This is a genomic window from Mucilaginibacter sp. UYNi724, from assembly GCF_054057495.1.
Map to the genome: position 1 here is coordinate 1 of NZ_JBSRZI010000022.1, position 25,679 is coordinate 25,679.

Annotated in this window: 31 protein-coding genes; 20 read left to right on the forward strand and 11 right to left on the reverse strand. The window is 41.4% G+C overall.

What is annotated here, in order from left to right:
• A partial coding sequence (locus tag ACVW0P_RS21020; protein WP_457133814.1) for a F0F1 ATP synthase subunit gamma occupies nucleotides 1-780 on the forward strand: 780 nt, incomplete at its 5' end.
• Nucleotides 781-806: 26 nt separating this feature from the next.
• Nucleotides 807-1,241, forward strand: coding sequence for a hypothetical protein (locus tag ACVW0P_RS21025; protein ID WP_128532098.1), 435 nt, complete (start codon nucleotides 807-809; stop codon nucleotides 1,239-1,241).
• Between the two features lie 50 nt (nucleotides 1,242-1,291).
• Here the strand turns inward: ACVW0P_RS21025 and ACVW0P_RS21030 are convergent, their stop codons facing one another.
• The gene (locus ACVW0P_RS21030; protein WP_128532097.1) at nucleotides 1,292-2,368 is read right to left on the reverse strand and encodes a glycoside hydrolase family 130 protein; all 1,077 of its coding nucleotides are present in this window, start codon (nucleotides 2,366-2,368) and stop codon (nucleotides 1,292-1,294) included.
• Nucleotides 2,365-3,369: a type I phosphomannose isomerase catalytic subunit gene (locus tag ACVW0P_RS21035; RefSeq protein ID WP_128532096.1), complete on the reverse strand. Its 1,005-nt coding sequence runs from the start codon at nucleotides 3,367-3,369 to the stop codon at nucleotides 2,365-2,367. Before ACVW0P_RS21035 ends, ACVW0P_RS21030 begins: the two co-directional genes overlap by 4 nt.
• Before the next feature lie 651 nt (nucleotides 3,370-4,020).
• Here ACVW0P_RS21035 and ACVW0P_RS21040 point away from each other — a divergent pair.
• A complete protein-coding gene (locus ACVW0P_RS21040; RefSeq protein WP_457133815.1) occupies nucleotides 4,021-4,215 on the forward strand; it encodes a hypothetical protein in 195 nt (64 codons plus the stop codon).
• A gap of 17 nt (nucleotides 4,216-4,232) precedes the next feature.
• On the opposite strand, the gene ACVW0P_RS21045 is transcribed toward ACVW0P_RS21040, so the two are convergent.
• Entirely contained in the window at nucleotides 4,233-4,382 is a 150-nt protein-coding gene (locus ACVW0P_RS21045; RefSeq protein ID WP_128533046.1) for a DUF3606 domain-containing protein, read from the reverse strand.
• A 356-nt stretch (nucleotides 4,383-4,738) separates the two neighbouring features.
• On the opposite strand from ACVW0P_RS21045, the gene ACVW0P_RS21050 reads away from it, so the two are divergent.
• The 10 genes from ACVW0P_RS21050 to ACVW0P_RS21095 all read left to right on the forward strand — a co-directional run bounded on the left by ACVW0P_RS21050 (nucleotide 4,739) and on the right by ACVW0P_RS21095 (nucleotide 10,824).
• Nucleotides 4,739-5,164, forward strand: a complete 426-nt coding sequence (locus ACVW0P_RS21050) for a PepSY-like domain-containing protein (RefSeq protein WP_128532094.1) — start codon at nucleotides 4,739-4,741, stop codon at nucleotides 5,162-5,164.
• A gap of 3 nt (nucleotides 5,165-5,167) precedes the next feature.
• Entirely contained in the window at nucleotides 5,168-5,812 is a 645-nt protein-coding gene (locus ACVW0P_RS21055) for a phosphatase PAP2 family protein (RefSeq protein WP_128532093.1), read from the forward strand.
• Between the two features lie 118 nt (nucleotides 5,813-5,930).
• Complete coding sequence (locus ACVW0P_RS21060; RefSeq protein ID WP_128532092.1) at nucleotides 5,931-7,022, forward strand: hypothetical protein; 1,092 nt, start codon at nucleotides 5,931-5,933, stop codon at nucleotides 7,020-7,022.
• Between the two features lie 99 nt (nucleotides 7,023-7,121).
• Complete coding sequence (locus ACVW0P_RS21065) at nucleotides 7,122-7,490, forward strand: helix-turn-helix domain-containing protein (protein ID WP_128532091.1); 369 nt, start codon at nucleotides 7,122-7,124, stop codon at nucleotides 7,488-7,490.
• Between the two features lie 83 nt (nucleotides 7,491-7,573).
• Nucleotides 7,574-7,921: a hypothetical protein gene (locus ACVW0P_RS21070; protein WP_128532090.1), complete on the forward strand. Its 348-nt coding sequence runs from the start codon at nucleotides 7,574-7,576 to the stop codon at nucleotides 7,919-7,921.
• 103 nt (nucleotides 7,922-8,024) lie between these two features.
• Nucleotides 8,025-8,438 (forward strand): plasmid mobilization protein, encoded by a 414-nt coding sequence (locus ACVW0P_RS21075; RefSeq protein WP_128532089.1) that lies wholly within the window; start codon nucleotides 8,025-8,027, stop codon nucleotides 8,436-8,438.
• On the forward strand, nucleotides 8,435-9,325 hold the full coding sequence (locus ACVW0P_RS21080) for a relaxase/mobilization nuclease domain-containing protein (RefSeq protein ID WP_128532088.1): 891 nt from the start codon (nucleotides 8,435-8,437) through the stop codon (nucleotides 9,323-9,325). Before ACVW0P_RS21075 ends, ACVW0P_RS21080 begins: the two co-directional genes overlap by 4 nt.
• Nucleotides 9,326-9,377: 52 nt before the next feature.
• Complete coding sequence (locus tag ACVW0P_RS21085; protein ID WP_128532087.1) at nucleotides 9,378-10,055, forward strand: hypothetical protein; 678 nt, start codon at nucleotides 9,378-9,380, stop codon at nucleotides 10,053-10,055.
• 114 nt (nucleotides 10,056-10,169) lie between these two features.
• Entirely contained in the window at nucleotides 10,170-10,634 is a 465-nt protein-coding gene (locus tag ACVW0P_RS21090; protein ID WP_128532086.1) for a DUF6934 family protein, read from the forward strand.
• 10 nt (nucleotides 10,635-10,644) lie between these two features.
• Nucleotides 10,645-10,824 (forward strand): hypothetical protein, encoded by a 180-nt coding sequence (locus ACVW0P_RS21095; protein WP_128532085.1) that lies wholly within the window; start codon nucleotides 10,645-10,647, stop codon nucleotides 10,822-10,824.
• Nucleotides 10,825-10,890: 66 nt separating this feature from the next.
• Here ACVW0P_RS21095 and ACVW0P_RS21100 read toward each other — a convergent pair whose 3' ends face one another.
• Nucleotides 10,891-11,298, reverse strand: coding sequence for a helix-turn-helix domain-containing protein (locus ACVW0P_RS21100; protein WP_128532084.1), 408 nt, complete (start codon nucleotides 11,296-11,298; stop codon nucleotides 10,891-10,893).
• A 128-nt stretch (nucleotides 11,299-11,426) separates the two neighbouring features.
• On the opposite strand from ACVW0P_RS21100, the gene ACVW0P_RS21105 reads away from it, so the two are divergent.
• From ACVW0P_RS21105 to ACVW0P_RS21120, 4 genes are all read left to right on the forward strand, one after another.
• On the forward strand, nucleotides 11,427-12,524 hold the full coding sequence (locus tag ACVW0P_RS21105; RefSeq protein WP_128532083.1) for a HEPN domain-containing protein: 1,098 nt from the start codon (nucleotides 11,427-11,429) through the stop codon (nucleotides 12,522-12,524).
• A gap of 149 nt (nucleotides 12,525-12,673) precedes the next feature.
• On the forward strand, nucleotides 12,674-13,855 hold the full coding sequence (locus tag ACVW0P_RS21110) for a hypothetical protein (RefSeq protein WP_457133816.1): 1,182 nt from the start codon (nucleotides 12,674-12,676) through the stop codon (nucleotides 13,853-13,855).
• A 531-nt stretch (nucleotides 13,856-14,386) separates the two neighbouring features.
• Nucleotides 14,387-14,560 (forward strand): HU family DNA-binding protein, encoded by a 174-nt coding sequence (locus ACVW0P_RS21115; protein WP_317127880.1) that lies wholly within the window; start codon nucleotides 14,387-14,389, stop codon nucleotides 14,558-14,560.
• The gene (locus ACVW0P_RS21120; RefSeq protein WP_394342714.1) at nucleotides 14,508-14,693 is read left to right on the forward strand and encodes an HU family DNA-binding protein; all 186 of its coding nucleotides are present in this window, start codon (nucleotides 14,508-14,510) and stop codon (nucleotides 14,691-14,693) included. The genes ACVW0P_RS21115 and ACVW0P_RS21120 overlap by 53 nt, the downstream gene beginning before the upstream one ends.
• Before the next feature lie 14 nt (nucleotides 14,694-14,707).
• Here ACVW0P_RS21120 and ACVW0P_RS21125 read toward each other — a convergent pair whose 3' ends face one another.
• From ACVW0P_RS21125 to ACVW0P_RS21135, 3 genes are all read right to left on the reverse strand, one after another.
• On the reverse strand, nucleotides 14,708-15,994 hold the full coding sequence (locus ACVW0P_RS21125) for a tyrosine-type recombinase/integrase (protein ID WP_128532081.1): 1,287 nt from the start codon (nucleotides 15,992-15,994) through the stop codon (nucleotides 14,708-14,710).
• A gap of 510 nt (nucleotides 15,995-16,504) precedes the next feature.
• Entirely contained in the window at nucleotides 16,505-17,566 is a 1,062-nt protein-coding gene (locus tag ACVW0P_RS21130) for a DNA polymerase beta superfamily protein (RefSeq protein ID WP_457133817.1), read from the reverse strand.
• A complete protein-coding gene (locus ACVW0P_RS21135) occupies nucleotides 17,563-18,318 on the reverse strand; it encodes a nucleotidyltransferase domain-containing protein (RefSeq protein WP_457133818.1) in 756 nt (251 codons plus the stop codon). The genes ACVW0P_RS21130 and ACVW0P_RS21135 overlap by 4 nt, the downstream gene beginning before the upstream one ends.
• Before the next feature lie 31 nt (nucleotides 18,319-18,349).
• Here ACVW0P_RS21135 and ACVW0P_RS21140 point away from each other — a divergent pair, with 31 nt between their 5' ends.
• Nucleotides 18,350-18,493: a hypothetical protein gene (locus ACVW0P_RS21140; protein ID WP_457133819.1), complete on the forward strand. Its 144-nt coding sequence runs from the start codon at nucleotides 18,350-18,352 to the stop codon at nucleotides 18,491-18,493.
• Nucleotides 18,494-19,277: 784 nt separating this feature from the next.
• On the opposite strand, the gene ACVW0P_RS21145 is transcribed toward ACVW0P_RS21140, so the two are convergent.
• Complete coding sequence (locus ACVW0P_RS21145) at nucleotides 19,278-20,861, reverse strand: TROVE domain-containing protein (RefSeq protein WP_457133820.1); 1,584 nt, start codon at nucleotides 20,859-20,861, stop codon at nucleotides 19,278-19,280.
• A gap of 526 nt (nucleotides 20,862-21,387) precedes the next feature.
• On the opposite strand from ACVW0P_RS21145, the gene ACVW0P_RS21150 reads away from it, so the two are divergent.
• Together ACVW0P_RS21150 and ACVW0P_RS21155 are read left to right on the forward strand one after the other, a co-directional pair.
• A complete protein-coding gene (locus ACVW0P_RS21150; RefSeq protein ID WP_457133821.1) occupies nucleotides 21,388-21,822 on the forward strand; it encodes a hypothetical protein in 435 nt (144 codons plus the stop codon).
• Entirely contained in the window at nucleotides 21,810-22,292 is a 483-nt protein-coding gene (locus ACVW0P_RS21155; RefSeq protein WP_457133822.1) for a hypothetical protein, read from the forward strand. The genes ACVW0P_RS21150 and ACVW0P_RS21155 overlap by 13 nt, the downstream gene beginning before the upstream one ends.
• A gap of 151 nt (nucleotides 22,293-22,443) precedes the next feature.
• Here the strand turns inward: ACVW0P_RS21155 and ACVW0P_RS21160 are convergent, their stop codons facing one another.
• From ACVW0P_RS21160 to ACVW0P_RS21170, 3 genes are all read right to left on the reverse strand, one after another.
• The gene (locus tag ACVW0P_RS21160) at nucleotides 22,444-23,247 is read right to left on the reverse strand and encodes a TIGR02391 family protein (protein WP_457133823.1); all 804 of its coding nucleotides are present in this window, start codon (nucleotides 23,245-23,247) and stop codon (nucleotides 22,444-22,446) included.
• 1 nt (nucleotide 23,248) lies between these two features.
• The gene (locus tag ACVW0P_RS21165) at nucleotides 23,249-23,914 is read right to left on the reverse strand and encodes a DUF4145 domain-containing protein (RefSeq protein ID WP_457133824.1); all 666 of its coding nucleotides are present in this window, start codon (nucleotides 23,912-23,914) and stop codon (nucleotides 23,249-23,251) included.
• A 168-nt stretch (nucleotides 23,915-24,082) separates the two neighbouring features.
• Complete coding sequence (locus tag ACVW0P_RS21170) at nucleotides 24,083-25,537, reverse strand: RtcB family protein (protein WP_457133825.1); 1,455 nt, start codon at nucleotides 25,535-25,537, stop codon at nucleotides 24,083-24,085.
• Between the last annotated feature and the right edge of the window lie 142 nt (nucleotides 25,538-25,679).

Genomic DNA, 25,679 nt, shown 5'->3' on the forward strand with positions numbered 1-25,679 from the left:
GCTTCACTTGGCGATTACTATCATACCGTTACACTGGGTATTAAGGCTTATTTAAAAGCGGAAAAAATACAAACGGTAATTGAAAATCCGGGAGCTGGAAAAGATGAAGATCAAACAGTTTGTGTTATTGTCTTCGGATCGGATCTTGGGCTGGTAGGCCATTTCAATGACCTGCTGTCCGGTTTCGTGCAACAATCTTTTAATGTTATTACCGGTAAAAAGGAAATTTGGGTAATCGGCGAACGTATCCAGGCGCTTTTAGCAGACGCAGGGCTTAATATTACGAAGTCTTACGCTGTTCCTGTTTCTATTGATGCGGTTACGCCGTTAATTCAAAGTCTTTTGATCGAAATTGAAGAAATTCGTGAAATCAGGAATATAAAGCAGTTTTATGTATTTCATAATCAGCCCAAAACCGGGTCGAGCTATGAGCCGGTTTTGCAAAGGTTATTGCCGCTTGACGAAAAATGGATGCAGGATCTGATGGCTGTACAATGGCCGACAAATACCATACCCGAAGTTATTGGCAATACGGTGACCACACTAAGCGCACTTATCAATGCCTATCTATTCGTTTCGGTATTTAGGGCAAGTACAGAGTCATTGGCGGCAGAAAATGCGAGTCGATTGGAAGCGATGCAGCGGGCGGAAAAAAGCATAAGTGATATGCTGGAAAACCTGGGTAAGAAATTCCAGAGTTTGCGCCAAAGCATGATCGACGAAGAGCTTTTCGATGTCGTTTCGGGCTTTGAAGCTTTAAAGAAAAAGTCAAACAGATAAATGGTAACAAAATAACATTACAAAACATGAAAAATCAATTTGAAAAGCTAAACAAGCAAGAACGACTACTTTTATTTAGTGCTCCGGCTTTGGTGTCGGTGTTGGCAGCAAGCGAAGGAAATAAAATTTCAAAGCCAGATAAAGCAGACGCGATTTATCTGGCACATTTAAAGACGTTCACCGCAGCGTTTCTACTTTTGCCATATTATGATGAAGTATACAAAAACTTTAAACTCAATTTCAACAATATAGTCGATAAATATTCGCCGCTCAATAATCTCAGCCGGGAAAAATTGAGGGAGGAGATAAATACCGCAAATATTGTAATTGACAAGCTTGATAAAACATTTGCACTTGCACTCCATAAAAGTCTGCAAGATTATGAACAACATGTAAAGCACGCTGATATGGGATTAGTTGATTTTATAATTCCGGTACCTGTACCAGGAATAACGGATTAAAAAGTCAAAAAATCAATTCGAAACCCGTCCGGTTAGTAGGAGTATGATCATCAATCATTAGTTCCGGGCAGGGTGTCTGGAATTTCCATTTTGGCTACACCGATCCGGTCATCCGCCATCCCATAGTAAACATCGATACGGTTGGGTTGACCAATGTCGTCGCGTCGGTCTATACCTGTCGGGAACACAACATTGCCGATAGTTCCGATGGTTTCCTCCGGTAATTCCGGAACTAATATTGGATTAGGTGAACGATAAAGTATTTTCTGCGGATTTTTTTCTGAAAGTATCATCACCCCGGCAGAATAGCATAATTTTGGTTTAGCAGCCGTTGATCCCTTCAATTCATGTACACCGTGATACATGACGAGCCAACCATGTTTGGTTAACAAAGGTGGCGCTCCAGCACCTATTTTCAAATTCTCCCAGGGTTGTTCCGGAAGAGCTAAGCGATGGTTGGACGTGAATTTGGCATATTGGATGGTAGTGTCTTCTCCTAAATTATAATAGGAGATCCAAATACTCTCCTTATGTGAATCTATTTCCCGGTTTTTATGTTTAACAGTTTCCTCGGGAGTTGTGCCTGGAAAAAGCGGGCGGTGCAACATACCGATAGAAGGGTGTCCGTGAGGGCTTGGAATAACTAAAGGGAAGACGCTGCCATCTTTATTATTAATGCCATTAAAGTCCACGTGCTTATATGAAAGGTACTTTACCAGCCCTAAGCGTTCCCAATTAAAAAGGTCTTTTGACCTGGCCACAGCAATGCGCGGCCCATCCGGCCCGAAGGCGGTATAGGTCATGATATAATGCGCTAAAGGTTCTACATAAGTTACCCTTGCATCTTCACAGCCACCTCCACCGTTGGGGCGTTTTTCGTATTTGACTTCAGGCTGTAACGCTATACCCAAACGTTCTACGCCAATAGGCTCCCCGGATTTATTAAATTTCACTCTCGCTATACCTATACGGGAATAATTGTTTTTTGCCACCAAACGCGGGAAAAGGTATAGGGCACCATCCGGTCCACGGGTTGCTGCCGGGTTAAGTACCCCTTCGGTCTCCAATTCATTGCCCGGTTCGGGCTCCATTATGGTGCCGATGCGTTGTAGCTGGAATGGGATCATGATTTTTTGCTTTTATCTTTGCCGGGAATGGCTATTTGCAACAAAGTAATTTGGCCGTCGGGTTGAATCTCGCATTCTCCTAATTCAGCAGGTAAGAGCATCACGTCACCTTTACCGATCTCGTGATTTTTTGCATTAAATACCACATTTCCGGTTCCCTCTATACCAACTAAAATAGTAGGCTCGTTATTGACGCCCACTTTAAACAGCGACTTGTATTTCATGCGCCATAATATGAAATGCTCGTTATCAAATAATTTTTCGGTATTTGACTGTTTAGCATCAACAACCGGCTTTGCCGGCCCAATATTAACCTGTTCAAAATCAATACAGGCAAGCGCCTCATCCACCTGAAGGTCACGTGGTTTACCAGTTTTAGGATCAGTTCGATCCCAATCGTAAAGCCGGAAAGTAACGTCACTATTTTCCTGTACCTCGAACACTACCGTTCCCCCAAGTGTGTGTACCGTACCAGAATGAATAAACACAGCATCTCCCGCTTTAGGTACAAAACTATGCAGCCTATCAGCTACACAATTGTTTTGAATAGCGGCACGTAAATTTTGCTGGTCAGTGCCTTCTTTTAGCCCGGCATATATGCGGCTATCGTTACCTGTTTCTAAAACCACCCAGGCTTCCGTTTTTCCAGTGTCACCTTTAGGTATATAGCTTTTTTGATCGTCTGAAGGATGAACCTGTACTGACAAAACTTCCTTACAATCTAAGAATTTTAACAAAAGAGGAAAATAATCAAAACGGTCAACAAGTATTCCCATTAGTTCTTTGGGAAATTCTTTCATCAATTGAGTGATGGTATAACCCTTTAAGTTTCCATTAGTAACCTTACTGGCATGGTCTTTTCTGTCGCTCAAAATCCATGCTTCGCCAATTGGTTCCTCCTTTGGCAGTGGTTTAGACAATAAATGCGCTAATTTTCTGCCACCCCATAATCTATATTGATAGATGGGCTCGAATTTTAAGGGGTACAATGCTTTATCCATGTTTTGTAGTAAGCTTACTTATTGAAATAAGTTTCGATTTATTGTAAGATAAGAGAATGATCGAACGGAACTAACCATAAATTAATGAAATGTTAGTATCCACAGTTATAGTAACAGCCGTGTCGGGATTAAGTAAAACTGCTATAATGTGCACGCCTGAACCGCAAGATTATTAATTTACAAACGAAACATTTGTTTAAATGGACTTTATATAAATAAAGTTAACCTTTTAATAACAGCGGATTGGGGACGAACCCTAATAAATAGACCAATAATTGTTTCTATCAATAGCTGATCTATAAAAAAGATACCGATAAAACAATCTTCCATTTTTTTGCTTCTACCAAAGAGAAATCATCCCGTTCTGCTGTCATCAAAGTTGATGGATTCAAGGACAGCACTCGTACTGAAGAATTCCATAGGAAGCCTAAAAAAGAAAAATGTTGCCTTAAAGCATCAAATCAAGCAATTAAAAATCTTCGATCAGGTATAGGTCAACCTGGCCAGTAACGCAGTTAATTAAGCAGCAGGCTCCTTCGAGATCATTATTGACACCTTACATAAGAATGGCAATACAAATATTGTAAGTGATTTTGGCAAAGGCATCGCGCCCAAAAGACCGCTTTATTCAAACAAATAAATTACAAAGTGATGAGTATAGACAAAGAAAATACTGATAAGAATAAAGACTTGAAAGTAAAACGGAAAAGAACGACCAACCCACCTATCAACGATGGCATGAATACTCCGGTTCCGGATAGTACAGTGATTCCCATTATTTCTAAAAGTGAAGAAGCATTATATAAACAAGCTGAAAATCCCTTGGGTGATCCGCATAAAATTTAATTATTTGTAATGCTGCCTTATTTTCTATGTTGCTTTTTGACGGCATTGAACGCGTCTCCAACTTCAGCGACGGCGGCCAGCAATTTACTTTTAGTGGTTTTCAATTCCAGTGTCCAAAAGTCAATAGCATAGTCGTCGGAAATATCGACACTTCGGTTGTCTTTGATACCAGAAGCACCACTTCCTTTAGCCTAGGCAATCGCAAGTGAAATTTTTAATGTATCAGTTATTGCCTGTAAGGCACACATAACCATCAACCTAAAGGTAAAAAGTTAAACTATTAAATTCACGGGTTTGATTGAATTTTAAAAAAGTTTCTGGAAAATTCTAATCTATACCACTGATTTAAATTTTTTAGATAAATTAGAGTCAGTAACACAAGATTAATTTTATTGATACTTTCTTTGAGGAAATTTTATTTACGTCGATTGCACTGCAAATTTTCTTGAAAAATCAGTATCCAGCTTTTCTACAAGTTCCCTACTAATTTTTCACAGATTCCTATCGTATACTTGGAATAAAAATGAAAAAGATCGCAATGTTATTCCTATTGTTAATAATGGTAGGTTTTGTAAAAGCGCAGGACTTAAAATCGAAAAATGTACCTGCCATCATTAAAACTGCTTTGTCAAAAAAGTATCCTGAAGCAGCCAAAGTCAGTTGGGAAAAAGAGAAGGGGAATTATGAAGCTAATTGGGGAGGTAAGTCCGGCGAGGATAATTCGGTGACATTCACCCCGGCAGGAACATTTGTAGAGATCGTAAAAGCTATTCCAATAACTGAATTACCTGAGGCAGTGGCTTCTTATGTTGCTGCACATTTTAAGGGTGCCAAAATTAAAGAAGCTGGGAAAGTGACCGATGCCGAAGGCAAAACCAGCTACGAAGCCGAGGTAAAAGGCGGCGACCTGATCTTTGATGAGAATGGCAGGTTTGTAAAAAAGGATTAAGCATTGAAAAAAAACTTTGTTTGGTATCTTTCAGGGGCAATTACTACTGGCTTCCTATTACTTACTGCATTGGTCTTTGTTGACCCATTACCCATGATCGACCGTGAATTTTCAGAGGAAGTGCAGGAACACCATAACCTCCTTCTTGACCATGCCATGAAGTTCATTAGCTGGTTTGGGGACATACCGGGTTTAGCCATACTCATTGGAGGTACAGCTTTGCTGTTCTTAATATATAGCTATAAAAAAGAAGCTTTATTCATCGTGCTAACTGGCCTTTCGGGGCTGGTTAGCACCTTGGTCAAGCTGCTGGTTAACCGTCCACGCCCTCTTCCTTCTTTGGTGAGGGTCATCGAAAAAACACAACAGCAAAGTTTCCCTAGTGGCCACGTATTGTTTTACACGGTATTTTTCGGCTTTCTTCTCCTGCTCATGCACAGGTTGGATGATTTAAACAAAAAATTACGCATCCTTATTTCCTTCGTTTCTATTTTTCTCCTTTTCACCGTTCCGGTTTCCCGCGTCTATTTGGGAGCTCATTGGTTCACAGACGTTTTGGCAGGATTGTTTCTGGGCCTGCTTAGCCTGGCCGGGCTCAGCTTTTTTTATTTAAGGGTCAAGGACTATAAAACACAAATCCGGGAATAATCTAAATAATAGTTTGGGGCGGATATATTAGATGTTTATTTAGATATATCCAGAGCCATTTCGCTTTTTTATGGTAGGATTATAATGTTTAAATTTGAGTTTATAAATCTGCCCGCCTATGCAGCACTTAAAAGAGTTTTTAACCCGCATCCAAATTTTCGACTTACGGATTATTGAAGACGAAATTTATATGGATTGGGGAACAGATGAAAAGAAGCATGTCAAAACCTACGACCTGACCCACCAAACACCGTATTACGATTCCTTTTCTTACAGGAGCGAATTAAGGGTATTGAAAGACATGGCCTTTATTGACCTGTTGACCTTAGACAAAGAACGTATCCAACTACAATTAACCGAACTGGATAAAGTCCGTAACCGCTTCAAAGAGTTTTGGAATTACTACCATGATCACTATTCCGAGATGGTACGGGTTTATAACCGTTCTTTTATTATTTCCGTCCGGCTGGAATATTTATTTATTGTCAACGGTCTGCAATCCACCAACGCGAATATTGAGGTAAGCGGTAAATTCGGTGAAGACTTGGGCGAATCGGTCAAGCTTCGGGAAAAGTTCTTAATGGAACTAATTAATGCAACTGCAACAGCCATTAAGCCCAAAAGATCAGAAGCTGAATTTAAAGAATGGCTGGATGCTGAAAGAAAAAAAAAGGAAGCAGAATCGGAAAAGTCTGAAACCACTGACGTAACAGTAATCACTCCTAAATCCGAAACACCATCCGTGCCGGAAACAGCCGTCGATCCTGGACTAAACGTAGAACAGTTAACTACTGCTAAAATAGTGGGTTACTATCCGACTTTTAAGGAGGGGGTAGCCGGCCAACTATTTAATTTATTAAAAACCTATTTTGCTCCGGAAGATCATGCCGTGCTGGAAGAATTATTGTTACACGACGAAGCCCCTGTAACGCCTTTGTTATTCAGGGGTTCCGCTACTCAACTGGCCGATGCCTTTAAACAACTCAAAGAAGCCAATCTGATTGTAGGCTGCCGTATGAGCGACCTCGAAAGATGGATAGCACCGAAATTTTTATACCTGTCCCCACAATCCGAACCCAGGGAATTACCCGAGGGTTACCTCAATGGGCTGATGTCCACTAAAGGCCGTCCCTGCAAATCCCCCATCCTTAAAATCGAACGAAAGGAAGACACGTTTTTTATTCTGCCCGCTCCCAGCAACAAAAAATAGCAAAAAAATGAGGGGGTAGGTGCAGGGTTACCGCTTACCTACTTGTAACCCTGCAAACCAAGCCCCTACCATTGCAGCATTAAACAAAATTAATGCGCAATGAAAGATACACTCACCTTTGACCAGTTACCCGAGGCGGTAACTAAGATGCAAGAAAAGCTGGAGACCATAGAACAGCTTTTACTTCAACGACAAGAACAGTCGCCGGAGCAGGACGAAATTATGCCTGTTATCCGGACTGCAAAATTTTTAGACCTTGCTGTTCCGACTGTTTACAGCAAAGTATGCCGTAAAGAACTCCCTGCTCATAAGCGCGGTAAGCGTCTGTATTTCTACCGCTCGGAACTCAACGAGTGGATCAAGTCAGGCCGGAAGAAGACCGCAGACGAAATCAGGGAAGAAGCCCTGCAGCATCTGACAACCAGCAGTAAAAAAGCTAAGCATTTTAAAGCCGATGGAGCGCATTAAGCCCGCTTGGTTCATCAATGGCAAGGCCATTGAATCAATCCCTTTAAAGGCGATCTTAAGCCTGTCAAAAAGCCAACGGCTTTTTGAACGCAGACCGATACACCCGCCTTGATGGTGGCGTATCGATAAGGCACCAATGGTGCCCATTGGAAAAAAAGAAGCGAGCAGATAGCAATACCGTGAACGGTATGCTGAAAGCCCGACACCCGCAGGCGGGTGTAAAACAAACCGGCGACAGGTCGCCGGAGATAACAGCGGCACCTCTGGTGCCACTATTTATACAGCCCGAGAATCGCTACAGCGATTCTCGGAGAACCGCGAAAGCGGCAGGCCGCTTTTGGCGGGGGCAGCACCTTTGGTGCTGCATCAACAGTTCCCGGCTGTATCGCGTAGCGATACAGCCGGGAGCGGAAAAGGCCCTTGGCCTGTAAGCGGAGCCAGCTATGTTTCGGCCCTGCCGAAACTCGCTGGCCCCCGCTCATGCTATCGCATTCGGGGGGATTTTTTTGAGGATTTTTTAACGAATTGAAGCTTATGAAAAGTGCAGTTGAAAAGACAATAGGTACCAAAGCTCAGGCTCCGGCGGGCCGGGCGAACCGGGGCGGCCGTCCAAGCGTACCGCATAAACGGCGCAGTAGTGTGAGCGTCATGTGTACGCTCATTGAGAAAAAAATCATCGAAGCCAACGCGAAGCGCGTAGGCATGAACGCATCCGTTTTCCTGCGGAACCTGGGATTGAATACGCGGATAGAGTTCAGGGTCAAGACCCTGCCTAAGCCGGTTTTGGAAATGCGTGGTACGCTCAATCATATCGCCGCCAACCTCAACCAGATCGCGAAGCGTCGCAATCGAGGCGATGACTTAAACGCAATGGAAAGAGCGTTGCTGGATCAGGATGTACGAAGCCTGCGGGGATTAGTAAAGAACATTAACACGTACGTATCATGATCGGTAAAGTCGGCACAGGTAAGAGTTTCCGGGGTGTGCTGCACTATCTTTTTGAGGGCAGGCGGCAGGAAAGCAAGGAATTGCAAATGCAGGAACTGGAGAAGAAGCAGGTCGAAGTCTTCGCTTATAACCAATGCTTCGGCACCCGTTTGGAACTGGTGCGGGAAATGATCGAAGTGGCAAAGCTAAACCCTGATCAATCAAAGCCGGTGTTTCACTTTTCGTTAAGCTTCGCCCATAGCGATGCAGGGAAGTTAGGCTTGCAGGATAAGATCGACATCGTGGAAAAGCTGGCCGAAAAATTTGATTTTAAAGATCACCAGTATGTGGTGGTAGCGCACAAAGATACCGATCATGAGCATTTGCATATCGTTGCCAACCGCATCGGATTTGACGGCAAAACAGCCAGTGACAGCAACAGCTATAAGCATGTCGCCGAGTTTGCCCGGAAAATGGAACTGGAATACAACATAGAAAAAGTGTTAAGTCCGAATAAGTTTTTAAAGCCGGAGCAAAGAGTTGCACGAGGCCAGCGGTTTGACAACCGCAAGGAAGCTTTAAAAAAGCACCTGCAAGTAGCGGTCAAACAAAGTAACAATGTGCAACAGGTCAAGCAATACATGGAGCAACGAGGCTACAAAGTAGAATTAGGCCGGGGTATCGCTTTTACCGACGCGCAGCACGTTCGCTTTAAGGGGAGCCAGGTCGGCTACGCCATGATGGATATTGAGAAGAAGATACAACAGGAACAGCTTTTACGTCAGCAGCAGGAACAAAACAGGCAGGCCCAGTTATTACAAAAGCAGCAGGAGGAATTAAAGAAACCACAACAGAAGGAAAAGGAAAAGCAGCAAGTACATCAACATACCTCAAGCATAGGCCGGTAACGATGTAAAATTAACAGTAAACAAATTTTATGAACGAATTAATCATGTCACCATGAAACCAAACGACGAAACTCCAATAGATGAGATAACTTTAACATCCGTGTTGAATGAGCACGCAACTGATTTAAAGGAGATCAAAAATTTTATCAAAGAACAACAGCAGCAGATCGATCAAAAAAATGCACTTATTGCAGAAAAGGATGATCATACTAAAAAACTGATCAGCAGCTTTGAACAGAAATACCAGAAGATTGAGGTCACCGTACCCGCACCAAGTATTTTACCCATTTCCAAAATTGCCAGTGAGGGAATGACGACCACGAGAATAGCCGTCATTCAGGTATTGAATGAGCTATTTTCTAAAAACAGGATTTTGGTATTGCCAGAGGACGCCGGGCATGGCTTTTTAAAGATCATGGCTAAGCGCAGCATGTACTTAATAGCTTTGGCTATCGTAGTCGGCCTCGTTAGTTGGTTCGGCTTCCGTAGCTGGTATAAGGACAGCTTAAATACCCGCTATCGTACAGCCTGGTACTGGAACTACTTAATAGCAGATAGCACTAAAAAGCAGAAATTACAGAACCAACTGGACAGTCTGAATATATCAGCGATCAACGGCTACCGTACAGACAGCATCGCCCGGTATTTGGAAATACAGACAACGGAATTACGGATTAAGCAACTGGAAAGGGAAGCGGACAGTCTAAAGAAAATGAGGGGCAAGCCATGAATTGATAACTTGAAAAATCGAAAGGAAGTGAAAAGCATACCAAGCAATTTATCGGCTACACGACTAATACAATTTACTATTTTTGAAAACTGATTATTTCTTGACTGTAATGCCATGAATTTAGAACGTTATCCATATAATAAAAGTAATGACTTTCAAGACTATGAATTTTATAGTGACGGGCCAAAAGGACGGATTAAAAAAATCGTCATGTTTACAAAAATCCCCAATTCCGAACCGCCAATTTATAATTTAGGATTTGGCGATCAAGACCTTAATTCAGGGGAAACAGATGATGTTGTAGTAAGTAATAACGAAGACAGGGATATAGTTTTGGCAACAGTGGCGAACACTATTGTCGAGTTTTGCAATCATTATGGCAATCATTATATTTATGCAAAGGGAAGCACCTTTGCACGTACGAGGCTATATCAGATTGGAATAGCGGGTTTGTGGGATGAAATTAGCAAGGATTTTGATGTATATGGCTTGAAAGATGATGCCTGGCATGTGTTTAAGCCCAACACGATCAATTACGAAGCGTTTTTGGTGAAACAGAAGTTAATTAATTATATTTGAATATTACGATATGAAAGGAGTAAGTATGCCTACTGTAGAAAAAAAAATAAAAACTATAAAAGGTTTTGGGCCCGGGATCGTTAGCGATAATGTTAAAAGCCACGCCAACGACCCATTCTTTATCAAAAAATTAGAGGAAGCCACGCAAACCCTTAAACGGGTGGGATTACCTGGTCAAAAAAAGAAATAACACCTAATACATAAAACGAAATGCCGGTTTTAAATCTGGCATTTTTGTTTAGTATATTTAATAAAGCTATTTCTTGTCTTTTAAAAGCTCAATTTTTTCTTTTTCACTGGCCAATAAACGTTCATAAAGTTTTTTATTTTCTTCAACTAACTCCATAATCTTATCAATTGGATTGAATGTTGGATAAAAGAAAACAGATGCCGACTGATCGTGATTATTAACAGTACTTGCGATTATATTGATTACAGCGTCTTCGCTGAAATTTTTTATAGCTTCCGCAGGAACGCCAAGTACCTTGGCAACTTTTTCTAAAACCTCATCCTCTATAGTTTCGCTTTGCTCCATACGTGAAACAGTCTGTTGGCTTACGCCTAATTCAACAGCAAGCGCTTCCTGTTTGATGCCCCGCATTTCGCGAATACGACCGATTTTCCTACCTATATGATTGTTTGATGGTTTAGCAGATGTTTCCATGACCAAATATACAAAGATTTTATATTGGTAAAGATAACACGCTTATGAGTAAAAAACGCACCGTTTAAGTTCGGTACACAGCTAAGACCGGTGAATTTTGATTAAATCTTTAATCAAAATTCAAAAATATGAACGTCATTAATTTTTCAGGTGGAAGACTGGTATTAAATATTTCCGGTATGGATACCGACGGTTTGACCGTCTCCAACATAAGTGTGGGTTCAGATAACCTAACTGAATCGTTATATAAACGACTACTGCAAGCAGAACGTGAGAGAGTACAAATGCTTAAAGAAGTCATAGATCAAAAATTTCCGTTAGAGGAAATTGTCTCCGACTACTATATGTCGGAAGAACAATCTAAAGAAATGTCTGCTTTATTTGAATTACTCGCTCAAAAATTTCATCTAACGCATGTTTTTTGTTTTGCCCATAAAGGGATAATATCTAACAACTTCAGCAAGTTCGGCGAGTTTCCCTCTTATATTGACCTACATTTCTTTTTTCTATTTATTACCAAAGGCAGCGAAAGAGTAGAACATGAAATACAAGATTACATCAACACACATTATAAGAGCTTTAAGGTGACGGCTATATCGCATGGCATCGAAAGTGTTCGTAGCGCCGTGACGCAAGGCAGTAGATTTTTTATCGCAGCATGTTTAGGCGGCCTGGAAATGTACCATGATAAGATCAACCACCTTGATGTGGTGTTTCCAACGCTAACCCCGGCTGATACTCTTCAGAAAGCAGAAAAGCGTTTTCATGATCATATAAAAATGTCCACCGGCTTTTTATATAGTGCGACTAATTGTATTCGTATTGAGGAATACCCTGAAAACGGTGTTTTCATGCTTCATCAGGCTGTCGAACAAGCTTGTATCGCACTTATTAAAGTTCACATGGGGTACCGGATCGATTTGCATAACCTGACCCGGCTTTTAAACCTCTGTAAATGTTTCTCTGATGAACCCGCAGAGCTGTTTTTAGCGAATGATAATGAATCCGTTAAATTATTCAAGATACTTCGCGAAAGCTATGGAGACACCCGGTATGCGGAAGATTTTAGAGTTGATAAAGATATTGCTATCAAAATATTGGAACGGGTTGATGCCTTCGTGAATTTAGCTGAAAACCTTTGTCTTGATTGGATTAATGCCTTGCGCACAAAGGTCGGCGAAGATGTAATTGAAAATTTCTACACCGTAAATGAAGAAAAGGACTGACTATGACTGGCAAAAAAATAAAAAAAGAGGCTGCCATTATTCCAGCCGACTTATTCTTTTACCCAATACCCTTAACACAGCCCGGTCAGCTATTGACCCGCGATGAGTTATATAGGCATTTTGAGCAGCCCAAAGGGCGCAAAGTTTACATGGGTAACCAAGATGAGTTTCTAAGTTTTGAGAGAGGTATAGCTACGGTAAAACTGAAGTTAAACGATGGTTCAATATACTACTTGTACCTACATGTTGAAAAAAAGGAATTGCATATTGCCTGTACATGCGGGATGCCGGAAGAAAAACTCTGTTTTCACGCGTTTATCGGCCTGTTTAATCTAACCTGGCTAAGCCAGACATTTGATTGTCAGAAATTGTATTGGCCGAATTTTTACAACGAGGAAACAAGCCGAAAATTTCTTAACATACATGTATCGGGCCAAAATATTAACGTAGAGGCTAAACCGGCGTATGGTAGTTTTTATCGGAGCCTGATCGGGTTCGGCAAATCAAGCTTCCCTAAATTACAAGAGCAAATCGATAATACACTCTCAATAAAAGCCGGAGAGAGTTTCGTATATGCTTATGCTTTATGTTTTGCACCTGACATTTACCGTGATCGCCACTACCCATTACTTATTCCATTTCATGGCAAGACCGACAGGAGCGGTTTGAAATTAGTTGCCTTTTCAAATTTTTGTCTTCCCGATAAAGAACCAAACCCAAGCGGCGATCACCCATCCCAACAACAATTAAATTCGATAAGTAAAACCATGTATGAGACTATGCGGCCCCTTACTTATAAAAATGAATCTCGGGACTGGCAGGTTTGGAACGAGGCGAAAGCAACCATATTTAAACTATGGCAAAAAGCGTTGCCGTTGCTTGTTGATTTCCCTTACAACCAAACCTATCTTTTATACTGGCTTAGATATTTAAGAGAAAAACCAACTAAATATTTCATGCAAGCATCAAGATACAGTTTAGAACAACCTTCGCTGTCATTCATGTTAACCTTTCACAAAGACCGCTTTAGTCTTTCGGTAGACGTGATTGTTGGTAGCCAAGTGATTTCGGTAGAACATAAACCGCATTTTTTTATTCATGATGGACAGACAGGCAATTGTTATATGATGAACAGCCTTCAGGATGATCGTTTGCTTAATTGGATGCTTGATAACAAAAATAAGATCACAGTATTAAAGGAGGATTTTGCAGAATTTAACGAGGACCTTTTGAAGGGGCTTGCTGAATTCTATCCTGTATTTTTTGCAGATAAACCTGGGAATAGGACAGGCTATGATTATGATGTTCTAAAATCAGGGTTAGCCTGGTGAAAAAAAGAAGTAGCTGCGGCAAGCGGTTTTTTTCAGTGTTAAAGTAATTAATGGCAACTGCCTATTATCTCATGTGCTCTGTACAGACAATCCCCCGGCTGCGGCCAGCGGCTACAGGACACCCGCGATAGAGCGGGTGACCTGATACCGCCCGCCTCACCTTGCACGGCAACACGGAAATTCGCTGCGCTCATAACCGACTGTGCCCTTTCCCCTTGCTCGTGAATAAATACCCAATTACACCACGGTCGCGAAGATAGCCCACGCCGGGATAAACCGTCAAGGCTATACAGAGCGGGCGGGAGTTGTTCGCTTTCAGCGGCCCCGCCCAGCCTTGACACTTTACCCGGCTACGCGCTGTTGGTTGCTTAAGCGGTGAAAATGGGATGGTGTGCGTCATTGGCTTGCAATGCGGGAATGTCCGCCTGTACAGCCGTTCAGGTTGGTCTGGTTTGCCGGTAAATCCGTTATTTTTATATTTGCAGTTGTTGGCCTTTTAAATGGATAGCCATACCTCAATACATGCAAGATATGACTAAAGCAGAAGTGATCGAAGCGATAGCCGCTAAAACAGGAATAGACAAGGAGCAAACGAAAGCCATTGTAGGGGGCTTTTTTAAGGTAATTAATACATCTCTGGAAAACCACGAGGATGTGTTTGTCCGTGGCTTTGGCACTTTCCTTAGTGAAGAAGAGAGCGGCTAAGATCGGCAGGAATATCACGAAGAACACGGCTGTACAAATACCGGAAAGCTACATTCCGGCATTCAGGCCAGGGGATGAATTTAACAACAAGGTCAAAACCGCCCTAAGAAGCCGCACGTTAATAGAAACATAAAGCATTGCTTGCCATCAAGAGGCTTCCTGAATGGCCTCTTGATCTGCTGTCGTTTTAATTGTTGTAAACTCCATAAGCTTTTCCGCCATGCTCTTTTTGGCATCCTTTTCAAAGCCTTTCCAGTAATTTTGTGTCGTGTTCATTGTGGTGTGTCCCAAAGCTTCCTGTGCAAATTCCAGCCCCATCGTACGGGTGGCCTGTGTAGTGAACGAGTGACGTGCTACCATCGTGCCTAATTTAAATGATAGGCCTAACTGATCAACCAGCTTTTGCATGTGCTGGTTAACGAAGCGGATAAAATTTTGGTTGACCTTGTGCCGCTCTTTGGCTGACATGCTTGTTTGGAATATAGGAAACACATAGTCATTGGGCTTGCCTTTTTCATTAGCGTACTTTTTAATAAACGCTTTGATATGGCTGGTTAAAGGGACAACGATAGGCGTTGGGTCTTCCTTAGTGGTGTTTTTTGTCTTATGCCTTAAAAATGAAAAGTACGTATCATGGATATCTTTAAACTTTAATTCAGCAATATCCCTGAAATTCATGCCGTTGCACTGGTAGCTGAAAAACCAAAAGTCCCGGGCCTTTTCCATAAAGCTATCGTTAGTGACATCCGCAGTGTAAAGAGCGTTAAGATCATGAGTTTCTAATGCCTTTTTTACATTTTTGCCGTTAGGGATTTTATATGCTTTAAAAGGATAAAGTTCGGGTGAGATATCCCCGGCGGTAATCGCCTTATTAAAGATCGCCCTTAAATTCCGCATATAAATACCAACGGTAGTTTTGGAATTGTTTTTGGAAACCATCCATTGCTCATATTTATTTAAAACGTCTGCTGAAAGGGCGGTAAAAGGAATATGTGTAACCGGATTTTTTTTACCCTCACTTAAGTAAGCCGTAATAGATTTAATGCTGCAATCATAACTCGACGCTGTTCCGATCTGCTCGTTTTTGTCCAACACTTTCACATAGGCCGCGAAATGCTCGATTACATTATTGGCACTGGCTTTTGTACGGAACATCTTACGCTCAAACTTTTCAAAAGTAAAGCTGTCGCCTAAATCTTTAGCCAGGTCAGCGGCTTTTTGTATAATGGCATCCAGTTCAATTTTGAGGTCTTTGTTTTCCCCTCTTGGCTTGGTAGCCAAATAAGACTGTTCAAAAGCTTCTTTGCTTAACTTGTAATCTGTGCCATACCATCGCTCCATTTTGGCGGTAAAGTAAACATGTAGTTTTAATGGAAATGTGCCATTTTTTAGTGCCCGCCTTGTGTCGAGATATAGTGAAACTTCAGCTTTCATAATAAATACGATTAAAATGAATAAATTTGCAGAATAAAACAATCAATTAAATCTGGCATACTAAAATAAGTAGTTGATTATTAATTAATTGCTTAATACAAATATAATGATAATCACTCGATTATTTGCAGAAAATTTGCAGAAAAATGGGCAAAAAATTACAAAAAAGCACTAAATTACAAGATTGGATTATTTCATAAAATATTGATAATCAATATATAACAAAGAACTGCAAAGCATCAATAATTGCCTATAATTGACTGTTAATCAGAGGGTCCCTGGTTCGAGTCCAGGCTCAGGAGCTTGATTATCAATAACTTAACCCCACTCCGGCGAGTGGGGTTTTTTGTTTCTCACACATTTCTCACACAATTTTGAAGGTTTTTAAATCAAGCGTGATTTTTTGTGCAAGAATTAAATAAGGATTTCGGGTAATGAAATCGTTAAGAATAGTGTATTTTAGACCTGATTTGATTCCCGATAGCAATTAGTAGGCTGAATTTTGGTAACCTAATAAAATGACATCCTGATCCGAACTAAAATATCTTCCGCCATTTGAATATCCGGTCTGTCGGGTAAGGAAGATTTCTCATACGTCGCTTTTATCTGTTCCATTTTTTCTTCAACCATCTGCATAAGCTCTTCGAACTCAAATTCACCATTGCGGATCTTTAGCAGGAAATCACGATCATCACGTTTAACGATCACTTGTCGGTATAATGCAATTTCTTCAGCCATGTTCAAGAGCCGAAACGTGTGCATCATGTTTTTAGCATCATAACTTTTCCCATGCGACAGTGTGCTTTGATAACGCTGTTCATTCCGCTTTGCTTCCCATTCCTGGTACTCTTTATATTCCCGGCAATAAATTGAGTAGCTATCCTTATTAAAATTCATTACAGCAATGTTCTCTATTCCTTTTGGGACAGAACTTAACTGCACATCATCAGCTTCAGCACCTGAAGCGATCCCTTTGAATTGTCCCCCGGTCAACTGGCTTTGATGGTATAGTAAATACACATTTCTGAAATGGTCCAGATTAACCAAGCCATATTCTTCCTGGCTGAAACCAAATTCTTTCAGCCATTCCTTCAATGGGATGCTATCATTATTATGGATCACAAAACAGAAATCCAATACCGATTTACGTTCAGCGTCTAATGGTTTATTGATCTTTTTATTTAGGCCTCTGGCTTTTTTGATTTGGGTTTGCGCATAACCTGCAAAAGTATCCAGACAAAGTTTCGATAGGAAGTCTTCCGGTTTGATCAGAACCATTAACGGGTGACGAAATAATACATGCTCGTTAGGCGTGCTTAAAAGCTCCAATATATTAGGGTTATTCTTCGTCAATAATTCCAGGAAACGGCCAATCTCAAAGTAAACTTCATCGTTGGTTGCATTAGCAATCTGATCTTGGCGATCAAAACCATATAGCTGCTTTTGAGGCATGATGAATATCCCTTTCTTATCAACGTCAGAACCGGCAACATTCAGGTTATAAGCTGTGCTGCCGCTGATACAATCCAACAAGATCAATTCCCTTTTTCGTTTCAGTTGCTCGTAGGTCATGGTTGCAAGTACTTTCTAAAGATGTTATTCAATTCATCCGGGTGTTTCTTTTCCGACAGTAGCATAGGTATACGTTCTTTGCAATAGTCAAGTGTAGAGCTTAGCCATAGGTTAAGTACCGGAACAGGTGCTATTAAAGCTTTTTCAACGGCATCCTTTTTCCTTTCCAGCAGTTCATCTATGACGTTTTGAACTTCATTGTCTGTTATCATAATCCGCAGTGGTTCAAATTCCATTGGCGGTACTGTTTGCTTTTCTATTATCCACAGACAAGCCAATGCCGGGCGAAGTGCATAGAAGTAGCGTTTCATTTTAACTTGTTCGGTTTGCAAATCGTCCCTGAGCGTATTGTAGGCCATTGATAAATAATGATTAGCGCCCGAGCGTAACGAAAAGTATTCTAGCATTAGCTTACGCAGATCATCAGCAAAAGTTGAATATTCCTGGTACACTATTGGCGATTGCAGCCACTCGTAAAGTGTGCTATTCGACTTCAGGAACAGCTTTAATGCTTTTTTGATATCCCACCCACCTATATCCAACACCTCGTTAACAGGCAGCCCAACGTTATCCGGCAATTCTGTTATACCCAGGTAATCATTTATCGGTCTGGCGTATATAAAGCGCACATCAAAATCACTATCCGGCGAGGCAAAACCCCACGCCCGGCTACCTGATTCGCAGGCGTACAATATTTTTATATTTTCACTCTGCTCCAGTTCGAGCAGTTTTTGAAGGATAGTTTCTGTCATGATTTTAATAATATAAGGTTACAAAATATAAATGAAAGAGCAACAACCGGCGGGTGGCTTATGGGAGTCGAACCCTACCGCTTACGCGGTTTCACCAGGCGAAGTATCACCCGCCTACGGCATCTTTCATTATGTTTTTAAAAAGGGCAAAAAGCAACTGATGCATTTTTACTGAGCTACTATGCGAAATAAATCGCCGGGTGGATTTGAACCACCGGCCTTCCCTTCCGGGACACTCTAACCGAAGTATCACCAGTTTACGGCACCTTTTAGGTTTAGGTATTTTAAAAAAAGAAGAGCGACAATCTGGCAAGCGTGTTGCTAACGTGACAGGTTGAAGTAACGCTTACCTACGGCATCTTCTTTATTTTTAAGGGCGATGGGCAATATGCGCTCGCACTGCTCTACCAACTGAGCTACAATGGGATTTACTTCCAAAGGCCGGAGTCGAACCGACGACACGAAGTAGCGCATATTTACGGCACCTTAATATTTTATAAAGGAGTAACGGGCGATCAGGGATGAGGAAATTGCTCGGGATTCGAACCCACCCTGTGGTATGTACCAAAATGCCATTTCCTCCTAACCAGTGACGCGAAGTAACCCTTTTCTACGACATCCTTTATTTTATTTTTAGTCTCTTTAAAAAGAAGGGTAAAAAGCAATAAGCCAATCTGCACTGTGCTCTATCCAGTTGAGCTACCCTTGCGGGGACGGATTCGAACCGCCAACCCCAGCGTCCAATCGAAGTAAGACTTATTTACGACACCTTCTTTTATATTTTATAAGGAGCAACAGGCGAACGCGGGACGGGGGCTCGCTTGTGAGGACTCGAACCTCCAGCATAGCTTGCACCACACTGCCCACCCCCTTCATGAGCGAAGTAACCCGTTTCTACGGCATCCTTATTTTTTAATTTCTTTTTAAAAGTATGGGGTGTTAGCTTCCCCATACTTAGTTTATAGTTCTATGTTATTGATCGCATCCAATGCCGAGCCTCCGTTTTCTAAGGCAGCTAACACTTCAAAAACTTTATCGCTCCAGCCGGCTACCAGGTAAACATCATTTCGCAATACCTCCAATGGCGCTTGCCCGTAACCTTTCAGGTCGAACAGGTAGAGTTTTGCGTTTGGCGCTACCTCTGCCTTGTAGCGTACCCACAGAGTTTGGATATGGTCGGCAGTATTATTGCTGTTCCATAACTGGGCATCGGTGAATAAAAACACCTTGTCCATTTGTACTTTACGGGATAATATATCCTTGATAACCAGGTAGCCATTGGTGCTGTAACCCACCTCGCCCTCGCGGCGATAAAACTCCTGTACGTTACCCAATATGTTATTACGTGGTACAGTTATGGTTTTCCATTTATCGCCAAACATACCTACCTCTACGTTTTTACAACGACTCTGCAACAGCATAGCCAGCATTAAACCCACATCGTACAGCAAGATCTTGCTCTTTGCCGATACAGGCACCTGCATCGATCCCGAAACGTCGCAGGCTAACAGCACGCGGGTTTCCGCATCAAAACCTTTGATGTTGGCAGCACTTGCCTGAACTGCTTTTTCCAAAGCATCCAGCAATTCGCCGGTGTAGCCTTTGTTGCTGCCTTTCATCAAGGCAGTTAGTTTTTCTAACACGCCCTGCGCAGGCACCTTGTTTACCACTGCGTTTATCAACTCGCGGTAAGCTGCCAAATAACGAAACGGAAACTGTTTTGCCTTCGCAACTTCGTTGGCATCACCTAACCGTGCACATAGTTTTTCAAAGTGTGCATAGCTTACGCCTGCTTCCTGTATGTTACGCAGGTTACGCAGCAGTGCCATGTAGCCCAGCTTGCCGCTGTCTATCAGCTCTTCCCATTTAGTGCGGAACGCTACGGCTTTAGCCTCGTTACTATCGAAACCTATCTGGCCTAAGGCCGATAATTCGGTCTCCCAAGTATAAGGTGTTTGCAACTCGCCGTTCACTATTTTGTTGAACAGCACTTGCTGCAATTCGTCCTTCGCTTTAGGGTGAACCAAAAACAAGGCATCACGCAGTTTGATAGCGCCATCGCGGTTGTATTTACCAAACTGGTACTCGTCAAAGCGGTTGAACGCGGTCGATAAACCCTTTTGCAATTGCTTGCTCAGGCGGTTTAGCTTTTTGGTGCCTTTGCGCTCGTTCAGCAATTCGTAGCAGGCCAATAGCTCTGTTATCTCATCGGCACGGCCAATTACTCCATCGGTAACCCGGGCGACCAAATTGTCGCCCGAGTGCAGCTTAGCCAACTCGGTTACCAGCACCAGCGGTACCGAACGCATATACATTTTGGTGCGGGCATAAACAGCCAGCTTACCCACAAACACAGGGTCGCACGCAGCGATCAGTTTTTGCAGGCGCACTAAACGCGCCTGGTCTTTCTCGTAAAAAGAGTCGTTTAAGCTCCAGGTAACCACGGCGGTGTACAGTTCCATTTCTGGCGACAGCGTAAACGCTTTGGCACCCGCGTGGTTAACGGTCTGGTTTTTTGTTTTGCTTAACAGGTTGAATTTCATTGTGAACCTCCTTTATTTCTTAATGTTGATACAAAGAAACACGGGTACTGCGCAGTGTATTTGCGCAGTAGAATTATTTTTTATTTTTTTTGATAGAGGTTTCAGGTGTTCATGTTCACGGCGGTGAACGCTCGTGAATATTTATAAATAATTGATTATTAACAATTTAAAGAAAAACGTATTTTAGTTTTTATTTAAATGCCTGGAATACAGTTTAATAGGTTAAATAGAGGTTTTCAACTTCAGCCAACCGCTACAAAACGTCTTTTTTCGACCCTGAAACGCCGGTTTTTACAGATGGTAATTTTGTCTCGTTTGAGTGTGGATTTAAAAACTTGAGCTATTAAAAGAATTGAATTAGCTGGAGGGGATTTTGGATATTAGGGTGCACAGGCGACACGCGCGCGCCAGCCAGGCGATGTTGAATAGCAAATCCGGCATGCGCGCTAGCAAGAGGAGACTATAAGTCAATATGTGTTTGATATTAATGTATATATTTACCAGTAAAATCAATTTAACAGTCTAAATGACTAATATTAGTTATCACGGAACCAATAAGAAGAATGCATTAATAATTGTAGGGCCACCTTCTATAGTGAGTGTAAATATTGGTAAAGGTGAATTAGGGAAAGGATTTTATACAGGGTCATCTATTGCTTTAGCTGCAATTTGGGCGCAAGTTAGATATGGTACCGAAGCGGTGGTAATTGAATTTGATATCCCAAAGCCCCGATTCGTTCAGCTAAAAGGTAAAATAATCAAAACACAATCGGAAGTTGTAAGTACTTGGGCAAATTTAAAACTTAACGGTGAAACCAATACCTATTTATCGGGATACGATTATATTGTTGCGCCTTTTGCCATAATTGAAGACATCGGATATCAGTTCAAATTTGAAAGCCAAAAAGCAGAAGACGAATTAAATGCCTGTTATAAATCGGTATACCAATGCGTATCTTAACAAAATCGCCTTTTGAGAAGAAAGGATTAATAGCTATAGTTGAAGCAAGCGACAATGTCGCCCAAACGGTCGTCTTTTGTATTCCAATTGACGTGCATGACTCTGACCGAATAAGAGATTTGAATGATTTTAAAACATATTTCTCCGAAGGCGTTTATACAAAGATTAAAGACCGTGATCATACAACCGTAATAAATTTGAAATATGTAGCTCCTCGGTTCGAACATGCTCAAGATCCATCTCGCTCTAAATTTGTAGCAAACGTCAAGGGACACAATATTGATTTTTATTTATCAACTTCAAATTGCTTATCAACTAACACGCGTCGTTTTAATATCGAGTATTTTTATAGCGGTAAGTATCTTAGTGAAGATTTTTTCCATAAAAGATTTATTATTGTTGAGCCAGATTGGCAACAGTTAGATAGGTTATTTTTAGAACAGAGTATTTTATTTGTGGACTGGAAGTAGCATTATCAAATTACAGAATTAAAACAATATAAGATACAGTAAAGTGCAAGATATCTATCAATGCATGCTTAACTGCTAAAGCCTTAATATATTAGCAGCCTAAGCTCAATGTGAACGGTGTAGTTGCAAGCAGCACTTATGACAACAGGTACTAAAAAGCTTTATCTAATTTCCTATGTACAAGTGAAATGGTACTCATTATATCAAGTGCATCAAACTCATCAATGTTAAATTGGATTTTAGGCAAATGAGCAGTAGGATTACGTATTAGTCCAAATAAGCCTTTAATTAAATTCGCCAATCCCAGGTGTTCGCTTTTGTGCGTTTCATTTTGCAAAGCATTGATTTTAATAAGAGGGTTGGTTGAAGAGAAAGCAACTTCTATCAATTTTGCACCGTCGGCGTAAACGCCAGTCATGGTGCGTATCCGATCCGCAAGACCTTTAACAGCCTCAAATACTGAATGGAAATAATTCTCGTCAGATATTTCCTCTGTACAGTACTTGGTGATATTTTGATGCACATTTCTTAATTCCAATTTGTAATTGTAACGGCTTGCCCTTTGTTGCGCCTCAGTCAGTGTAGTTGCTTTATCAATTTTTGTAAATTTAGCTTGCTCAGTTATTGCTAAACCTATAAAGGATAATGATTTATTTAATGCGTTTAATCGCGAGTGAAATAAGTCATCCTTACCAAGATACCTCGAGGGTTGCATGGCCGTAGTTAAAAAATTTAGTATCTTATTAGAACATTGATTCTCATTTTGATAATTGGCAAAAGCATTATATAAACGTTTGCTTTTTTTGTTTAATGGGTCGATATCTGTGATTCTACAATCACCTAAAATTTCTAATATTTCAGTTCCAGTTAGACCTTCATTGGTATTAGCTATTACACTACAAATGCTTTCAAGATGATAAGATTGAATGTTGGGATATTTTATTCCTGTTGCCATATTATTTAACTTTCCTTTTTGTTATCGCTTTAAGTTTTTCTTCAGCTAAGTCTGCTAAATAAGGTGCACTATAAACGTATTCTAAAATTGCATTACATAACGTACTTAAGATTGGGATTTCTTTTTCAGTTAATTCGCCAATACCCGCGTGTGCACCAATATTACCAAAGTCTTTAAGACCTGTAGCAACTTTTACAAGCTTTTCGGGGATTTCGTTTTTTATATGTAAATCTTTAAGCATAGCGGCTAAAGTTCCGCCTGTTGCTTTCCTATCAATACACACCATTTCTAAGACTCGCCTCATCAATGTCGCATACGCATTTACATCTATAGATTTAACTTTATCAGCTGCCATAAATGCTTTAAGTATCGGATCTGGTAAACCAATTGGATAACTATTTTTTTGCGGATATAAAAATTCGTATCTTATATCTTCTCTTTCCATTCCTTCATCCCAATCATATTTTACAATATTTACCTTATTGCAAGCAGGAGATGGGCATTGCAATACATTATAACTTGTACCGTAATATCCCGAAAAACCATATTGAGGATCATTCATTTCATGGGTATCATTTACGTTTCCGATAATTTCCATTTTCGAAACATTACCACAATGCCTGCAAGTAATTATTTGCGATAAGTCTTTCTTTTTTTTCGTTTCCATTACAGTTTAAATTTAATAAAGAATTCAACATTAATATTTTACCTATTCTTTTCATTAGTTTACTTTTGACATCCAACTGAAAATGAAATTTCATTATAGCTGAGTGTTTCCATCGTTCCAATTAGATTAGTGTTCCGCTAATCTAATTGGAACACTCTGAATATTTGGCTAATCCTCCGGCCTCTCCCTCGCATCCGCCATCCTCACTATCCTCGGCTCAAACTGGGCCAATACCTCCACCAAATCATGCTGCGCAGCCATTACCGTATGGATATCTTTGTAGGCCATTGGCGCTTCATCCACATCACTGCCCATCAGGGTGATTCGTTTATCAACCAGGTTAGCGGCAATGGCTATCGGGTCCAGCGTTTTAAAGGCCGCGCTACGGCTCATAGCCCTGCCCGCACCGTGACTGGCCGAGTTGATGCTGGCGGCATCGCCTTTACCGCGGACCAAAAAACCGGGCGTACTCATTGAGCCAGGGATGATGCCTAATACGCCTTCACCGGCCGGGGTCGCGCCTTTACGGTGTACCATTACTTCGGCACCATCGGCAAGGTGCTCTTTCCAGGCAAAGTTGTGGTGGTTCTCTATCATAGCAAGAGGTTTAATGCCTAAGGCACGGGCTATTTTATTATGGATCTCGTGGTGGTTAGCGCTGGCATATTCGCCTGCAAGGTTCATAGCTATCCAGTATTCCTGCCCTTCGTCTTTATCCAGGTCTAACCATGCCAAGTGTTTGGCTTCAGTCGGGAGCTTGGTTTTGGTCATGGCTATACGGCTGTAGTGGTCGGCAATGGTACCGCCAAACCCACGTGAGCCGGAGTGCGAAAGTAAAGCCAAATATTTACCCGCCGGGATCTCGTTTAAAGCGCCGTCAGCAATAGTCAATTCACCCCATTCTACAAAGTGGTTACCGGTTCCGCTGGTTCCTAATTGCGCATAGGCTTTGTCCTTTAAACTACGGATGATCTTGGTTTCGCCCCAGGTTTTACTATCAAACAAAGAACTATCAAAATATGACCTAGTAGTACAACCTATACCGAAGTAGGTGTTATCAACCAATATATTCTTCAGCTTGTCGGTTTCGGTATCAATAGCTTCGGCAGGCAAAGCGAAAATGCTTAAACACATTCTGCAGGCAATATCAACCCCAACAGCAAACGGTATAATGGTATTGGCCGTGGTGGCTAATACACCGCCAATAGGCAATCCGTAACCTTGATGTGCATCTGGCATTAAAGCGCCGGCAACCGCAATAGGTAATTGTATCGCGGTACGCATTTGCGTTAAGGCACCCACCTCAATATGCTCCAAACCCCATACCGGGAACTCGACTATTTCTTCTTTTAATTTAAAGTTGCTGCGTTCTTGCTTTATAAATTTGCCTTCTTTACGCATAGCAATAACGTCTTCGGCCAGGTTTTTAAATTTGCCGCCTTTTTTTAAGGCGTAAGGCATAGGGTCGTCGATTAATTCTTCAAGGTTGGCAAGGATATTGGCTTTGTCCATTACACCATGTTTTAGCAAACCATTAGCTACGCGGCTAAAGTTTACCAATACTTCCACATCGTTAATACCTAATGCTTTCAACTCGTTGTTGCCTATTTTTTCCTTTTCCATATCTGTAATGATAAATGAATTTACAATTAAAAGTCTCCGGGCCAAAACCCCGCTCTCCGGATTGAGAGCGGGGGCGTTCGTGAACGCGTTCAGCCTTTCGACAATACAAAGAGAAACACCAAGTGCGCAGCGTATTTGCGTA

Bases quoted from the DNA above. Each gene is read 5' to 3' on its own strand.
- ACVW0P_RS21100 (WP_128532084.1), bottom strand. From the start codon at position 11,298: ATGGAAACATCTGCTAAACCATCAAACAATCATATAGGTAGGAAAATC.
- ACVW0P_RS21030 (WP_128532097.1), bottom strand. From the start codon at position 2,368: ATGATCCCATTCCAGCTACAACGCATCGGCACCATAATGGAGCCCGAA.
- ACVW0P_RS21170 (WP_457133825.1), bottom strand. From the start codon at position 25,537: ATGGAAAAGGAAAAAATAGGCAACAACGAGTTGAAAGCATTAGGTATT.
- ACVW0P_RS21150 (WP_457133821.1), top strand. From the start codon at position 21,388: ATGACTAATATTAGTTATCACGGAACCAATAAGAAGAATGCATTAATA.
- ACVW0P_RS21135 (WP_457133818.1), bottom strand. From the start codon at position 18,318: ATGACAGAAACTATCCTTCAAAAACTGCTCGAACTGGAGCAGAGTGAA.
- ACVW0P_RS21040 (WP_457133815.1), top strand. From the start codon at position 4,021: ATGAGTATAGACAAAGAAAATACTGATAAGAATAAAGACTTGAAAGTA.
- ACVW0P_RS21065 (WP_128532091.1), top strand. From the start codon at position 7,122: ATGAAAGATACACTCACCTTTGACCAGTTACCCGAGGCGGTAACTAAG.
- ACVW0P_RS21050 (WP_128532094.1), top strand. From the start codon at position 4,739: ATGAAAAAGATCGCAATGTTATTCCTATTGTTAATAATGGTAGGTTTT.
- ACVW0P_RS21075 (WP_128532089.1), top strand. From the start codon at position 8,025: ATGAAAAGTGCAGTTGAAAAGACAATAGGTACCAAAGCTCAGGCTCCG.
- ACVW0P_RS21125 (WP_128532081.1), bottom strand. From the start codon at position 15,994: ATGAAAGCTGAAGTTTCACTATATCTCGACACAAGGCGGGCACTAAAA.
- ACVW0P_RS21120 (WP_394342714.1), top strand. From the start codon at position 14,508: ATGTGTTTGTCCGTGGCTTTGGCACTTTCCTTAGTGAAGAAGAGAGCG.
- ACVW0P_RS21095 (WP_128532085.1), top strand. From the start codon at position 10,645: ATGAAAGGAGTAAGTATGCCTACTGTAGAAAAAAAAATAAAAACTATA.
- ACVW0P_RS21110 (WP_457133816.1), top strand. From the start codon at position 12,674: ATGGGTAACCAAGATGAGTTTCTAAGTTTTGAGAGAGGTATAGCTACG.
- ACVW0P_RS21145 (WP_457133820.1), bottom strand. From the start codon at position 20,861: ATGAAATTCAACCTGTTAAGCAAAACAAAAAACCAGACCGTTAACCAC.
- ACVW0P_RS21035 (WP_128532096.1), bottom strand. From the start codon at position 3,369: ATGGATAAAGCATTGTACCCCTTAAAATTCGAGCCCATCTATCAATAT.
- ACVW0P_RS21060 (WP_128532092.1), top strand. From the start codon at position 5,931: ATGCAGCACTTAAAAGAGTTTTTAACCCGCATCCAAATTTTCGACTTA.
- ACVW0P_RS21165 (WP_457133824.1), bottom strand. From the start codon at position 23,914: ATGGAAACGAAAAAAAAGAAAGACTTATCGCAAATAATTACTTGCAGG.
- ACVW0P_RS21160 (WP_457133823.1), bottom strand. From the start codon at position 23,247: ATGGCAACAGGAATAAAATATCCCAACATTCAATCTTATCATCTTGAA.
- ACVW0P_RS21155 (WP_457133822.1), top strand. From the start codon at position 21,810: ATGCGTATCTTAACAAAATCGCCTTTTGAGAAGAAAGGATTAATAGCT.
- ACVW0P_RS21025 (WP_128532098.1), top strand. From the start codon at position 807: ATGAAAAATCAATTTGAAAAGCTAAACAAGCAAGAACGACTACTTTTA.
- ACVW0P_RS21090 (WP_128532086.1), top strand. From the start codon at position 10,170: ATGAATTTAGAACGTTATCCATATAATAAAAGTAATGACTTTCAAGAC.
- ACVW0P_RS21130 (WP_457133817.1), bottom strand. From the start codon at position 17,566: ATGACCTACGAGCAACTGAAACGAAAAAGGGAATTGATCTTGTTGGAT.
- ACVW0P_RS21080 (WP_128532088.1), top strand. From the start codon at position 8,435: ATGATCGGTAAAGTCGGCACAGGTAAGAGTTTCCGGGGTGTGCTGCAC.
- ACVW0P_RS21115 (WP_317127880.1), top strand. From the start codon at position 14,387: ATGACTAAAGCAGAAGTGATCGAAGCGATAGCCGCTAAAACAGGAATA.
- ACVW0P_RS21105 (WP_128532083.1), top strand. From the start codon at position 11,427: ATGAACGTCATTAATTTTTCAGGTGGAAGACTGGTATTAAATATTTCC.
- ACVW0P_RS21085 (WP_128532087.1), top strand. From the start codon at position 9,378: ATGAAACCAAACGACGAAACTCCAATAGATGAGATAACTTTAACATCC.
- ACVW0P_RS21140 (WP_457133819.1), top strand. From the start codon at position 18,350: ATGAAAGAGCAACAACCGGCGGGTGGCTTATGGGAGTCGAACCCTACC.